Source organism: Candidatus Manganitrophus morganii, assembly GCA_021651055.1.
Taxonomy (GTDB): domain Bacteria; phylum Nitrospirota; class Nitrospiria; order SBBL01; family Manganitrophaceae; genus Manganitrophus; species Manganitrophus morganii.
On sequence record JAJHOH010000001.1, the window covers coordinates 2,490,924 to 2,504,893 of the forward strand.

Below are 13,970 nucleotides of genomic sequence, written 5' to 3' on the forward strand. Positions count from 1 at the left end.
CGTCCCAGGAAAACTTTGTCTCTGGAAATGACCTTCGAAGAGTGATGAAACCGTCTGGCCAGCGTTCCAGCGGCAATTAGCCTTCGCAGTTACAGCATGGCTTCGCTCATGCGCACAGTTCAGTCGTTATGTAACGAAATAGTAAGAAGGATATATGCTGCAGGTAGGTCTGCTTTTATTCTTTCTAATAATGTTTCAGAATAACTTATTCGCTTCTGAAAAAGGGGGCGTAATTGAAAGCAATGCGGAAGTAGAACTTCTATATAGCATTGGTGATCTCAGCAATGATATTCAACTCAATGCCGGATTCAATTTACCTATTAGGGAATATATTGGCGCATCGATAAATACAAACATTCAACATGACAGGGGGAAAGGAAATATCGTTGATGCAGAACGTTTTTCCCTGGATGGTTCATTATTTTTGCGGGACTTTAGCATTGGGAAAATTACCGCATTCTATGGTTTTGAACGTACTAACTTTGATATACCTCAAAGATCACCTTCACCCGATACCATAGATAGACAACGCTATGGTGTATCAGCCGATTATTATCTCAGTAATTTCACGCTAGGATTGATACAAGCTTTTAATCGTTTCGATCCTGCAAGTATTGGAACTTTTAAGATCTTTGGTGTGTCGGGTTGGTGGTACCCGAATGATAATATACGCGTTTTTTTATCTGTTGGTTTTATTGATGCTGAAGGTTCTTATAGTTTTGGATTCGTTGATCAGCCAAACTTTTTAAAAGATCTTTTTAGTGTGTCCTACTATTACAGTAGGACCGAAAACAACGAAAGTCACAATTATGTTTTAACCTATTATTTTGATAAGAAAATAGCCTTGAAGGAGCGAGACAGAAAATATCGTTAATAAACTTTATATTATGAAAAATAGATGCTGAAATTATTGAATTGTTAGGGCAAGCTTCAGCTGCCGATTTTCATCAAATAAGAACTAATTTTGGTAAATCGGCAACACCTCTCCAACCTCCTTCCTGTAATAAATGACCTAAAAGTCTATCCCAGGATAGAACATTTCTACCGAAATTAGTGAAAACAAGGTCTCCCACGTGGAGAAGGAAAGAGGGATGATCAGTGAACCTCTGCGATGCGCAAATCGGTCACCCAATAGCGATGACTAAGTGGAGGGCTTGAGATCTGATGATAGTGGATTTTCTAAAATATAATCTACTAAAGACTCTAAATGATCCGAGAGTTGTATCTTCTTATAAAGCCAGCCTGAAAGAAAAGTCTGAGATATTTCCTCAATGATTTTCAATCTCTCTATAACCGATTCAACGTCGTGAATATTTACCCGTGTAATGCCATGAGCAATATCCTTTCTAGTCTTATAATTCTTATCAATCCAGTCAGTTTCTCCACGAATCAGATCTGGCCAGGAGTTGCAGTTCCCCCATAGACTTTCAAAGCACGCCCAAATTTGATTTATGGAACCACTAGAAGTTTTTTCTGTTTTGGGGTGATACTTTGTCGCAGTAACTTCAATTGAGTTCCAAAATGCTAGAAACCTATCAAATGGATCTTCTGAATATAAGCCCTTTCTATACCAGCCCAAAGCTCTTAGAAATGTCGGTTCTTGCTCAGATAACTGGTTTGCAGTATAAAAAGACGTCTTCCATTCCCTTTTTTCTACAACTCGGCGTACCGCATAAGTCGCCCTCCTTCCTACCTCAAGCTCAGAAAAACTTAAAAATAGGGGCTGTTTAATTTCGAGGGCAAGGGCGTCAAGCATTTGTCCAAAGAAAATCAATGCAGCCTTATGTGCAAGGTCACTTGTGGAAGCAAACGCTGTTAGAAAGGCTTCTATTCCTGATGCTGCGTTTTTTAAAATAATCTTACTATAAAATGGACGATCGCCCTGGAAACCTTTCAATACCTCTAGGTTAATAGTGCTATCGACTTTGATTGAACCTTCTACTAAGAGTCTTACTTCCCAGGTCGGTAAGTCAGTCATAGATAAAACCTGATGATATTTTAATTGAAATTCCGAGTGTAGCAGGGACCATATTCCCCCAAGACAAAAACACCTTTTCCGATCCCCGAAGATTACGCCAAGACCTTTCAGAAATCAACAAAGGTTTCTTTCCGAAATAATCAATAATCAGAGCAATGAGATGTGAGGATTGGTAGCTGAAAGCGTGACATTCGTTGGTATTGCCTGCCGGTCACGTTCTGATTTTCACAAAAAAGATTTCACAATCGATACTCCGTCCTTCATCATCACATGCAATTCCAAAAGCAACCCGCGCATCCTCCCTCTTCGGCGATCTTCTCTCAATGCAGAGGTCGCCCGAAAGGGATCACTACTCCCTTCAAGCTAATTGACGCCCCCTTCCTTAGCGTTCTACCCTTCCATCAAGGATACTTCGTGTTGCAGTCACGATCTCATTGAACAAAAAATTAGAACAAGGAGGTCCTTGAGATGGAAATAAAAAAAGCAGTCACCGTTTTAAAGTCGCCGGAGGAGCTCTACCGTTACTGGCGAAAGTTCGACATGCTTCCGAATTTCATGAAAAATCTCGAGGCGGTCACGCCGCTGGGGGACCGGCGCTCTCATTGGCGGGCGAAGGGGCCGGCGGCTCAGGTGTTCGAATGGGACGCGGAGATCACCGAGGATCAGATCAACGAGCGGATCGCGTGGCGATCGCTGGAGGGTGCCGACGTCGAGCAGGCCGGCGCCGTGACCTTTAAGAAGGCGCCGGGCGACCGAGGGACGGAAGTTCGGGTGAGGATGGAATACAACGCGCCGGGCGGGAAACTCGGCGCGGTGGCGGCAAAGCTGATCGGAGAGGATCCCGGGACGCGGGTCTATGAAGATCTGCGCCGCTTCAAAGCGCTGATGGAAACGGGAGAGATCCCGGTCAACAACGGCGAGCCGGCCCGTCCCAAATAGCCGAACGAGAACGATCGGTTTATTTCGTGGAAATTATTCTGAAGTGATTTAAGGAGAAAGAGAATGAAGGCTGTTTCTTGGTATGGATCACAAGAGGTTCGGGTCGAGAATGTTCCCGATCCGAAAATTCTCAATCCGCGCGATGCCATCGTCAAAGTGACGACGGCGGCGATCTGCGGTTCCGATCTCCACCTCTATCACGGCAATGTTCCGACGATGAAGCGCGGGGATATTCTCGGTCACGAATTTATGGGAGAGGTGGTCGAGGTGGGAAAGGGAAATCGGAAGCTCCGCGTGGGGGACCGGGTGGTCGTTCCCTTTTCCATCTCCTGCGGCAACTGCTTCTATTGCCGAATGGAGGCGTTCACCCTCTGTGACAACTCCAATCCGAATTTCCTCATGCAGGAGAAAGTGACCGACTTTCCGACCGCCGGTCTCTTCGGCTACACCCACCTTTATGGCGGCTACCCGGGAGGACAGGCGGAGTATGTCCGTGTCCCGTTTGCCGACGTGGGGCCGGTCCGTGTCCCGGATGATATGACCGATGAGCAGGTTCTCTTCCTGGGGGATATCTTCCCCACCGCGTATCATGCGGCGATCAACGGCCGTATTCAGCCGGGGGATGTGGTGGCGGTGTGGGGATGCGGTCCCGTCGGACTGCTCACGATCAAGTGCGCGTATCTTCTCGGGGCGGAGCGGGTCATCGCAATCGATCACGTTCCGGAGCGGCTCGACAAGGCGAGGGGCCAGAACCACACGGAGGTCCTCAACTTCGAGGAGGTCGATGTCGTGGACGCACTCAAGGACATTACCGCCGGCCGGGGTCCCGACGTCTGCATCGATGCGGTCGGGATGGATGCCGATGAAAAAGGGCCGGTGGCCGCGTATGAAAAATTAAAACAGAAGTTTCACCTGGAGACCGATCGTCCCTTTGCGCTGAGAGAAGTCATCCGCGCCTGCCGAAACGGGGGAACGGTTTCCCTGCCGGGAGTCTATGCCGGCTATGTCGACAAGATGCCGATGGGGATCGCCTTCGGGAAGGGGATCACGTTTCGGATGGGGCAGACGCCGGTCCAAAAATATACGGGGCTCCTGCTCGATCGGATCATCAAAGAGAAGATCGATCTGACCTACATTATCACCCATCGGATGTCGCTCGATGAAGCGCCGGAGGGTTATCGGATCTTTAACGAAAAAGAGGAGGGGTGCATCAAGGTCATTCTCAAGCCTTGAAGCAGGTTGACTCTGCGGAGGGGGTGATGGCGCGTACCGTCGTCATTGCGGGGGTGGGGCCGGGAACGGGGGCCGCCCTGGTCCGGAGATTCGCAAGGGAGCAGTGCCGGGTGGGGATGTTTGCCCGGTCGGCCGGGTATCTTCGCCAGCTTGAAAAGGAAATTCGAGGCCGGAATGAAGCGGCGTTGGCGGTGCCGACCGACATCACCGATCCGAAGCAGGTGGCGGAGGGTTTCGGCCGGGTCCGGGAGGCGTTCGGCCCGGTCGATATCCTCATCAACCATGCGAGCCGCGCGGTATGGAAGGGGGTTCTGGAACTGACGCCGCAGGAGTTTGAGCAGGCATGGCGGGTCTCGGCCTATGGAGCGCTCCTCTGCACGCGCGAGGCGGTTCCCGACATGCTCCGGAATGGAGGGGGGGCGATCCTTTTTACCGGCGCGACCTCCTCGATCCGGGGCCGGGGCGGCGCGCTCGAATTCAGCAGCGCCAAATTCGCCGTTCGCGGAATGGCCGACTCGCTGGCGCGCGAGCTCTGGCCGAAGGGAATTCATGTGACCCATATCATCGTCGACGGGGTGATCGATACCCCCGCCGTTCGCGAAAGGTATCGGCCCGCCCCCGATGAGCCGCTTCTGGATCCCGATGCAATCGCCGAATCGTACTGGAACCTCGCCAACCAACCGAAAAGCGCCTGGACCCTGGAACTCGACCTGCGACCCTTCAACGAAGAATTCTTCGTCTAATCCTCTTCGGAACATCCGATTTCCGGACCATGGGCGTCTCACGATCTCCATGGATCGCTATGATCGGCGAAGCGTCAATCGGTCTATCTCTATATCAAATATAAGCCGATCAATTTACTTATCCGTGACAAGATTCACTTAAGAAAAGTCTTGCCTTTTTTATCCTTATTCAGTATTATCCCGCCGAAAGTCTCTTCCTCCTCGGTTTATTTCAGGAAGAGGGCTTGCAATACCGCGAACGTCTGGTTTCATCCCATTCCAGCGACGAATTCGTAAAGCTTTAAAGGGCAGATGTGTCCGTCTCGAACTTCCGGTCATCGAGGTGGCAGACAGCCTGTGTCGATGAACAATAACCGTCCATATTCCAAAGAGGGAAAAATGAAAAAATATTATGGTCTGTTGGTAGCGTTACTCTTCTGTTCCTCCTGCGCGCATGGCATCAATGAGAAGGTCAGAACGGTGCCGAATCAAGCGCCGGCTTTCGGGCCTCCCACCAATGTCGGACTGCTGTTGAGCGCTACGGATGCCGGCGCCGAAGCCGTACAAACGTTGACATTTGATGTCCAACCAGGAGATTTCGAGACGTATCAAGCCGTCATTACCTATCCCGCCGGGTTTACTTTTAACGGCTTTGGTACTCCCGGGACTCAGGTCGGGAGTTTTTCGGGAGATTTCTTTATTGATCAGACAAATGACTTCACCATTCCCGTATTTTCAATCGATGATACTACCGCTTCCACCTCTTTTGGTCCGCCTGACGCCCTTGACCCCGCAGTGGATATCATATTGGGTTATTCCACGACGAACGGAAAGCACATTTTTACCATCACGATCCCACTTGGAGGCGATGGTAATGCAACCACTGTTGCAGCCCCTTTCGCACAGCGGCTTTCTGCCGTCATCAACGCCGGTATTTTGACCAACCCGGCCACCTCCGGAACGTATACCGCCAGAGCTCTGATCACGTCGGTCGATCCGGACAACGACGGTCCCAACGATCAAGCTGGAGAGGCTCCGGCGAGCTTGAATTTCAGCCAGGATATCGCAATCGGCGCCGGCGCGCCGTCGAACACCGCCCCGGCTGCTCCGGACCTTGTCTTCCCCGCCGACGGCGAAACGGGGGTCGGTACGGCCGTGACATTTAAGTGGAACGGGACAACCGATCCGGAAGGGGAGACGGTGACCTATCAAATTCGCTATTGTCCCGATGCCGATTTCAACGGCTGTGATGAGGTGAACGTGGCGTCATCGAAGCCGCAATTGGCGCAGCAGACCGGCACGATGGCCGCTGCGGCGTCGCTCCTCGTGTTGGGGGTCGTCCTGATCGGCGGGGGAACGCGTCGGGGAAAGGGCGCTTTTCTCATCGCCTTTTTAATTGTCGCGGGGATGGTTCTCGGCTCGTGCGGCGGCAGGGGCGGGGGAAGCAGTAATGGGACCCTCCCGGTGAATGAGGTTACACACAACGCATCCAATCTGAGTCCGCAGACGACTTACTTCTGGAAAGTCATCGCGGAGGACAGCCAGGGAAAAACAACCGAGAGCGCAACGCGAAGCTTTACGACCCAGTAGTTCCGGCTTATTCCGGATGTACTTAGCGGGCAAAAGGAGATAAGGCCTGGTTGCAGAGGGCTTCGGCGTTAAACCGGCAGATCCGGCATTTGTTGACCGAGCCGCTCGGTTCGGGCTCCCTTTTCCCCCGCCAGTAATCGACCGCCCAGCGCAGATCGCGCTCGGCGATCTGCGGACGGAACGGGAAGAGGTGAAGCGTGAACGATTTTTCTTGGCGGAGAATGGGGACCGCAGAGCGGAACGTTTTCGCCCGAAGTTGCTCCGTGACCTTCAGGAGCGTTCCGGTCAGATCGGTGGGGAGAAGCTTGACGTGAGGAATCGTCGCGGGGAAGATCGCGACCGCGCAAAGGAGAGAATCGACATCAAATCGATTCTGCTGGAGAAGCCAGCCGTAGAGGTTGGCCTGCGTTTGTTGCGAGGGGAAGAGAGTCGAGCGGCGCGAGAATTTAAATTCGACCAGCAGTGTGGCCGATTTCCCCTCCAATTGAACCAGGTCGGGCCGTCCCCAAATCGGGATCTCCTCCCAGACCCCTTCCATCGGAAATTCGAAAAGCGTCAGGCTCTCCCCACGATGGAGCGAAGCCTCGATCTCCTCCCGGGTGACGGGGGTCGCCCCTTCTTCCAGCCGCGCATGGCCTTCGGCCCCGTGCTCCATCGCCGGAGAGGTCGGCTCCACCTCGGGGAACTGCATCGCAAGATCGACCTTCTTCTCGCAATATCGCTGTTGCGAGAGGGTGGAGACCATCAGGATTTCTTGTTGATGTCGCAATCCGCTCATCGACCGAAGGAGATCCCGAGCGCTTCGGCGGCGCGGACCATCTCCCCATCGGCCGGGACGAATTTCAGCCCCCGCGTCGCTTCTGAGAGGGGAACCGAGCAAATCTCGTCTCCTTTCAAGCAGACCATCTCGCCGAAACGACCCTGCGCAAAAAGGTCCATCGCGGCGACACCGAAGCGGGTCGCCAGGATGCGATCGTAGGGGGTCGGCGATCCGCCCCGCTGAATGTGGCCGAGCACCGTGACCCGGACATCCATCTTGGTGCAGCTGCCGATCTCCTCTCCGACCTTGTTGCCGATTCCGCCGAGGCGCAGCGCGTAGCCGGTCTCGGAGCGTTTGATGACCGACATTTCCCCGCCGAGCGGTTTGGCCCCTTCGGCGACGACCACAATCGAAAAGCGGCTCCCCTGCTCGTAGCGCGCCACGATCTTCTTGCAAACCTGATCGATCTGGAACGGGATCTCCGGGATCAAAATCACATCGGCCCCCCCCGCGATGCCGGCCTCCAGGGCGATCCATCCGACGTAGCGGCCCATCAACTCGACCACGATCACCCGATGATGGCTTTCGGCCGTCGTATGCAGCTTGTCGAGCGCCTCGGTCGCCGTGTTCACCGCGGTTTGAAATCCAAAGGTGACGTCGGTCGCCGGGATATCGTTGTCGATCGTTTTCGGAATGCCGATCGTCGGGACCCCCATTCTGTAAAGGTTATCGGCGATTTTTAAGGTCCCATCCCCGCCGATCACGATCAAGCCGGAGAGCCCGAGTTCCTCGACATTTTTTTTGAGTTCTCCTGAAAGATCGACCTGCTGCTCTTTCCCGTCGATCTTTTTCGTCATCTCCATCGGGTTGATCGTGCTGGTGGTCCCCAGGACGGTGCCCCCCGTCGGGAGAATGCCGCGGATGGTCCAGGGGGTCATCGTCCTGACTTTGACCGGAGAGAGAAGCCCGTCGAAGCCCTCTTCGATCCCGAGCACTTCGCAATTGTATTTGACTTTGGATGATTTGACGATGGCGCGAATGACGGCATTGAGTCCCGGGGCGTCGCCGCCTCCGGTTAACACACCGATTTTCATCGTTCCCCCCGTTTCTTATTGTGGATCCGCCGGTAAAGATTCAGGTATTTTTCGGCGGAGGCGTCCCACGCGTAATTGCCTTCCATCCCGTTCCGGATCAGGGCCCGCCACTTCTTTTTCTCTCTGAAAAGCGAGAGGGCGTTTTGGACTTGCCGAAAGAAGGCGGTTGCGGTGTACGCCTTGAATTTGAATCCGTTTCCCTTCAATGTATCCGGATCGAATTGGGTAATGGTGTCGTCGAGTCCTCCCGTCGCGCGGACGACCGGCACCGTTCCGTAACGGAGACTCATCATCTGGCTCAACCCGCACGGCTCATACTTGGACGGCATCAGAAAAATATCGGCGCCAGCTTCGATGCGGTGCGCGAGAGGATGATCATAGGCGATCTTCACGACCGCCTGCTGCGGATATTCCTTTGCCAACGCTTCCAGCCGCATTTCATATTCCTTGTCGCCGTTTCCTAAAATGATCAATTGCGCCCCGGTCGCCATCATTCGATCAAAGGCCGAGACGATCAGATCAATCCCCTTCTGCTCGCTCAGCCGGCTGATCATCGTCAGCAGCGGAACGTCTTTCTGAACGGGGAGGCCGAGCTCCTTCTGGAGGGCGGCTTTGCATTTTTCTTTTCCTTGAATGGCCTTTGCGTCGTAGGCCGAGACAATACAAGGATCGCGGGACGGATCCCACTCTTCAGTATCGATTGCATTTAGAATTCCAAAAAGATCTTTTCTTCGTTTTCGAAGAACCCCTTCTAAACGGTGTCCATATGCGGCCGTCTGGATCTCCTTGGCATAACGGGGGCTAACCGTCGAGAGGGCATCGGCAAAGACCAATCCACCCTTCAGAAAATTGATCTTTCCATAAAATTCCAAAGCCTCATGGCTGAAATAGTCCCAGGGAAGATTGAGAAGATGCCAGTCGTAATGCCAGAAGATCCCCTGATAGCCGAGATTATGAATCGTGAATAACGTTGCGGTTTCCTGGAAAGAGGGCTCACTCGCATAAGCCGTTTTTAAGTAAACGGGGATGAGCCCCGTATGCCAATCGTGGCTGTGAACGATCTGGGGGCGCAGATCGAGCGTTTTGGCCGATTCCAGAACGGCGCGTGAGAAGAAGACGAAACGCGCCGCGTTGTCGGTGTAGTCCCCTTCATTGGTTCCATACAATCCGGGTCGATTAAAATAGGGATCGTTTTTGATGAAATAATATTGAACGCCGGCGAGTTCGTGAGAAAAAATCTCGCCCGTCTCAAGCCGGCCGGAGACCGGGACGGCGATCGTCTGTCCCGTCGATTTCAGGGGGAAACGGCTTTGATCAATCTGCGAATAAAAGGGGAGGAAGACGGAAACCGATGCGCCGCGGGCTGCCAACGCCTTCGAGAGGGCGCCGACGACATCGGCCAACCCCCCTGTTTTTGCATAAGGAGCCGCCTCAGAGGCCGCCATCATGATGTTTAATTTTCCTTCCACGGGGATCATGAATATTCTATCCGATGAGTTGATGCTATCTTAACCGTTTTGGTCGTCAAAGTCGATATGAGGAGTTACCCGTTCGATCCGGTTTATTCCGTAATGATGGGAAAGGGATAAAATAAAAGCGTTGCTTAAAGACAACAGATTTCGCCCGGCTCGTCTTTTTTTTACAACAACTCGCACTCGTGATCTAAATTGCGGCACCGATCTTTTTTCTAACCGATTGTTTATGCAAATAAAATAAAATTCTCCGTGGGAAGGGGTTGGCATAGATGTTGCTTTTCCTCTCCGGGCAATGGTCATTATATCCCATATTGGAGATCAGGAAGGTTCGAGCGAGGTTTCTTACGAATGATGAATGAAAAAACAATCCAAAACGAGGTATCCTGCTCTGGAATCGGCCTTCATTCCGGAGAAAAGATTCATCTAAGACTGATTCCCGCCGCCGAGGGGAGCGGGATCCTTTTCTGCAGAACAGATCTCGGCGGAGTTTTGATCCCTGCGAATGCTTCCCAAGTGGTTTCTACTCATTTGTCTACCACAATCGGGATGGAAGGAGCAACCGTCCAGACGATTGAGCACCTTCTGGCGGCGATCTCTGCTTTCGGCGTCGATAATCTCATCATCGAATTAGATGGTCCGGAGGTTCCTATTTTAGACGGAAGTGCGGCCCCTTTTGCCGAGCTTTTATCAGCGGCTGGGGTTGTTCATCAAAAAAAGGCAAAAAGAATCGTCCAAGTGATCGAACCGGTGACCGTCTCGGAAAAGGGGAAACATGTCACCATTTCTCCGGCGTCCACCTTCGAAATCTCCTATCAGATCCAATTTGATCATCCGCTGATCTCGAGCCAGACATACCGTTATCAGCATAGCCCGGAAACCTTCATGACCGAGATCGCTCCGGCCAGGACATTCGGGTTCCTGAAAGATGTCCAAATGCTTCAATCAATGGGGCTGGCCCGGGGGGGCTCGCTCGAGAATGCGATTGTCATTGGGGAGGAGCAGGTGTTAAATGAGGGGGGCCTTCGCTTCCCGGACGAATTCGTTCGCCACAAAATTCTCGATTTAATTGGAGATCTCTCGCTGCTCGGAATGCCGATCCTCGGTAAGATCGAGGCGGTTTGCTCGGGGCACCTGCTTCATTCAAGGCTGATTAAAGCGCTTTTACAAAACAATAAAGCCTGTAAAATCTTGGGCGCCGGTCCCGCGGTTGAACCACACAGGGTTCCTTCCCGACCGGTACCGATCTACTCGCCGCTCTCTTCAGCAATATAATTCCAAAAAATAAAAAAACAGAGGGGCCCCGAAGGGCCCCCCATTCATTTCGATCTAACACTATTTCTTTTTTGTCGCTTTTTTCTTTGTGGCGGTCTTCTTTTTTGTCGCCAATTCTCTCTCACCCCCTTTCATGACCCAGCAGGGTTTTTTCCAAACAGGGTTTCCGGCCCTGTCTCCTCAACAAGCGTGAATGTATTCGGCGCAATTTTCTTGAAGCGCTTATCCCTTGAAAGGGAGATGGCGACCGAGGTCACAGGGGTCTTCCCCCTGATTCGAACACCCCCCTCCGTAAGTTTTTGATATATTTCTTTGGCATGGAGCGGCTTACCGGCCTCTTTTAAGAGCAAAAAGGTCCCCTGTGGGACGGAGAGTCCGGCATATTTGGTTTTTTCTAGAAGGATTTCTTTTGAATGGTCATGGCCTTCGGCGGTTGGTTTGCCACCCTTCTCTTTTTCCGTTTCTGAAGTAAGTTGATTAGAAGGCTGGGCCCACTTGGCCTTTTCAATTTCGACGCGGTAGAGTGTTTCGGCGAGCTCTAGGTATTTTTTGACAGTCTTAATTTCATCCTCAATTTTTTCACGTTTCTTTTGAAGCTCTTGTAGTTTCGACTTGTAAACGTGAATTCGCTGTTCAAGACCTGTAATAATATCTTTGAAGTCTTCCACTGTAACACCTCTATAGAACATGTATAGCACATAGAATAATTACAGTCAAGACAAATTTATAGCCATGCTACTACTATTAATTTTATGAATGCTATATCTAAGGCTACTGTTTGTATACTATATATGGATGGGATGTTGACTTACTCTACCAATGAGCCTAATGAGGAGTTTGGGAGCGTTTTTTAAAGCGACTCTTGATAAGATTGAGGATAAAGTACATTTCTTCACTTTTTAGCGAGGCTTGTATCAAGAAATAGGATGCTGCACTTACAGCGATTGCTATAGCAAGTAGCGCTGCTTTAAGGAGCAAGCTCCCGCTGGAGAGCCACATCTCTTGGGCATTTAGCCATAAGGAGATCGGTAAAAGGGTGCTGGAGGCGAGGAGGACCTTTAGATGTGAGTTGAGAATTCGTTTTCCGTCGATCCGTCCGATCCGTTTCCTCAAAATGAGGAGCAAGAGGGAGAAGTTGAGGATTGCTGAAAGGGAGGTCGCCAGGGCCAAGCCGCCATGCTGAAGCGGGCCCATCAGGATGAGATTCAGAATCACATTGGCGACCACGGCAACCAGACCGATCTTTACAGGGGTCTTCGTATCCTGAAGAGAGTAGAAGACCGGTACCACGATTCGGATTCCGGCAAACGCCCAAAGTCCGATGGAATAGAACAGAACGGCGTTTGCCGTCCCAAGTGTCGCCACGCGGCCGAATTCCCCATGTTCGAAGAGAAGATGAACGATCGGAATCCGAAAGAGGATGAGCCCCATCATGGCGGGAAAGGTGATAAAAAAGACCAACCGAAGGCCGAATGAAAAGGTTTGCCGCAACCCTTCTGTTTCTCCTTTCGCCGCTTGTGCCGAGAGGGTCGGAAGAATCGCAGTGGAGAGGGCGACGGCAAAGATGCCGAGCGGGAAGTGGATGAGCCGCATCCCGAAATAAAGATAAGTGACGCTTCCGGCAACCAAGTATGAGGCGAGAAGGGTGTTTACCAGGACGTTGATTTGCGTGACGGAAAGGCCGAGCGTCGTCGGAAGGAGGAGCCGTCCCATTTGAACAACACCGGGATGGAGCGGCCGGATCGGTCTTCGAAAGGAAAGAGGGAATCCCTCCTGATAGAGGGCGGGAACCTGGATTAGGAATTGCGCGAGTCCTCCCAATGCAACACCGACCGCGGCCCCGTAAACCGGCTCGGGAAGGAGCGGGGTAAAACCGAAGACAAAAAGGATGCTGACCACATTAAAAACACCGGAGGCGAGCGCCGGGGGGGCGAAACGCCGGGTGCTGTTGAGGATTCCCATCGCGAGGGCCGCCAGAGAGATAAAGAGGAGGAAGGGAAACATGATGCGGGTCATGGAAACGGTCAGCGAGAATTTATGGGGATCATCGACAAAGCCGGGCGCAATCAAGCGGATCAGTTGGGGAGAAAAGAAAATCCCGAAGGCGACGACAATACAAAGAAGCAGAAGGAGGGTGGTAAACGCCGCCGAGGCAAGCTCTTTGGCCTCCGATCGTGACTTTTTCGAGAGGTACTCCGTAAAAACCGGAATAAAGGCGGCCGACATCGAGCCCTCGGCAAACAACTCCCGAAGGATATTCGGAATCCGGAAGGCGACATAGAATGCATCCGCCGCGATCGTTGCCCCGAAGAGGTTGGCCAGGATCATATCCCGAATGAATCCGAGAATGCGGCTGATCAGCGTCCCGAACGCGACAATACCGGCCGCGCCGGCGATTCCTTTCTCGACGTGACCTTGAGCAGCGAGGCTTTTTCCTTGACTTTCCATAGCGTGCTATGTTAAAAAACGACTTTTAAATTAAGGAGATCTCAATCGTGGCAAATCATCCATCTGCATTGAAGCGAGACCGGCAGGCGAAAAAAAGGAGACAGCGAAACCGGGGTGTCCTTTCCGCCGTTCGAACCGCCGTCAAGCGGGTTCAGACGGCCCTTTCCGAAAAGAATCAGGATCAGGCGAAATCGGCTCTCAAAGACGCAACCTCGTCGCTCGACGGCGCCGCATCCAAAGGGGTGATTCCCAAAGGGCGCGCCTCCCGCAAAATCTCCCGCCTCGCGGCGAGGGTCAATAAATTTCTGTCGTCGAAGACATCCCCCTCGGCCTAACATCAAACCACGGCATATCGAGCGGATTCTCTCAAGGCGCCTTGCTTGGCCCGCTCCTTTCGCCGGATCGCCGGCGAGGTGGAAAGCGGTCCGATCGGTTCTCTTCAAAAGGGAAAATCGGGCG

At 52.3% G+C, this 13,970-nt stretch carries 13 protein-coding genes; 7 read left to right on the top strand and 6 right to left on the bottom strand.

All coding sequences use genetic code 11. The features are described from left to right. Positions 1–154 precede the first annotated feature (154 nt). Positions 155–874 (top strand): hypothetical protein, encoded by a 720-nt coding sequence (locus tag MCM46_11465; GenBank protein MCG3112423.1) that lies wholly within the window; start codon positions 155–157, stop codon positions 872–874. Positions 875–1,141: 267 nt separating this feature from the next. Here the strand turns inward: MCM46_11465 and MCM46_11470 are convergent, their stop codons facing one another. Continuing rightward, a complete protein-coding gene (locus MCM46_11470) occupies positions 1,142–1,978 on the bottom strand; it encodes a hypothetical protein (protein ID MCG3112424.1) in 837 nt (278 codons plus the stop codon). Positions 1,979–2,446: 468 nt separating this feature from the next. Between MCM46_11470 and MCM46_11475 the strand changes: the two genes are divergently transcribed. The 4 genes from MCM46_11475 to MCM46_11490 all read left to right on the top strand — a co-directional run bounded on the left by MCM46_11475 (position 2,447) and on the right by MCM46_11490 (position 6,462). Continuing rightward, positions 2,447–2,917 carry an SRPBCC family protein gene (locus tag MCM46_11475; GenBank protein MCG3112425.1) on the top strand — a complete coding sequence of 157 codons (471 nt, stop codon included), beginning with the start codon at positions 2,447–2,449 and terminating at the stop codon, positions 2,915–2,917. 63 nt (positions 2,918–2,980) lie between these two features. Continuing rightward, entirely contained in the window at positions 2,981–4,150 is a 1,170-nt protein-coding gene (locus MCM46_11480; GenBank protein ID MCG3112426.1) for a glutathione-dependent formaldehyde dehydrogenase, read from the top strand. A gap of 26 nt (positions 4,151–4,176) precedes the next feature. Beyond that, the gene (locus MCM46_11485) at positions 4,177–4,893 is read left to right on the top strand and encodes an SDR family NAD(P)-dependent oxidoreductase (GenBank protein MCG3112427.1); all 717 of its coding nucleotides are present in this window, start codon (positions 4,177–4,179) and stop codon (positions 4,891–4,893) included. Between the two features lie 378 nt (positions 4,894–5,271). Continuing rightward, positions 5,272–6,462, top strand: a complete 1,191-nt coding sequence (locus MCM46_11490) for a hypothetical protein (GenBank protein ID MCG3112428.1) — start codon at positions 5,272–5,274, stop codon at positions 6,460–6,462. A 22-nt stretch (positions 6,463–6,484) separates the two neighbouring features. On the opposite strand, the gene MCM46_11495 is transcribed toward MCM46_11490, so the two are convergent. The 3 genes from MCM46_11495 to glgA are packed head-to-tail and all read right to left on the bottom strand — an operon-like array spanning position 6,485 to position 9,794. Continuing rightward, the gene (locus MCM46_11495; protein MCG3112429.1) at positions 6,485–7,240 is read right to left on the bottom strand and encodes a PD-(D/E)XK nuclease family protein; all 756 of its coding nucleotides are present in this window, start codon (positions 7,238–7,240) and stop codon (positions 6,485–6,487) included. Beyond that, positions 7,237–8,316, bottom strand: coding sequence for an ATP-dependent 6-phosphofructokinase (locus tag MCM46_11500; GenBank protein MCG3112430.1), 1,080 nt, complete (start codon positions 8,314–8,316; stop codon positions 7,237–7,239). Before MCM46_11500 ends, MCM46_11495 begins: the two co-directional genes overlap by 4 nt. After that, the gene (gene glgA / locus MCM46_11505; GenBank protein ID MCG3112431.1) at positions 8,313–9,794 is read right to left on the bottom strand and encodes a glycogen synthase GlgA; all 1,482 of its coding nucleotides are present in this window, start codon (positions 9,792–9,794) and stop codon (positions 8,313–8,315) included. The genes MCM46_11500 and glgA overlap by 4 nt, the downstream gene beginning before the upstream one ends. Before the next feature lie 348 nt (positions 9,795–10,142). Here glgA and lpxC point away from each other — a divergent pair, with 348 nt between their 5' ends. Beyond that, on the top strand, positions 10,143–11,063 hold the full coding sequence (gene lpxC / locus MCM46_11510) for a UDP-3-O-acyl-N-acetylglucosamine deacetylase (protein MCG3112432.1): 921 nt from the start codon (positions 10,143–10,145) through the stop codon (positions 11,061–11,063). 131 nt (positions 11,064–11,194) lie between these two features. On the opposite strand, the gene MCM46_11515 is transcribed toward lpxC, so the two are convergent. After that, entirely contained in the window at positions 11,195–11,731 is a 537-nt protein-coding gene (locus MCM46_11515; GenBank protein ID MCG3112433.1) for an HTH domain-containing protein, read from the bottom strand. A gap of 157 nt (positions 11,732–11,888) precedes the next feature. Beyond that, positions 11,889–13,511, bottom strand: coding sequence for a murein biosynthesis integral membrane protein MurJ (gene murJ / locus MCM46_11520; protein MCG3112434.1), 1,623 nt, complete (start codon positions 13,509–13,511; stop codon positions 11,889–11,891). A 47-nt stretch (positions 13,512–13,558) separates the two neighbouring features. Between murJ and rpsT the strand changes: the two genes are divergently transcribed. Next, complete coding sequence (gene rpsT / locus MCM46_11525; protein ID MCG3112435.1) at positions 13,559–13,846, top strand: 30S ribosomal protein S20; 288 nt, start codon at positions 13,559–13,561, stop codon at positions 13,844–13,846. Positions 13,847–13,970: the final 124 nt, after the last annotated feature.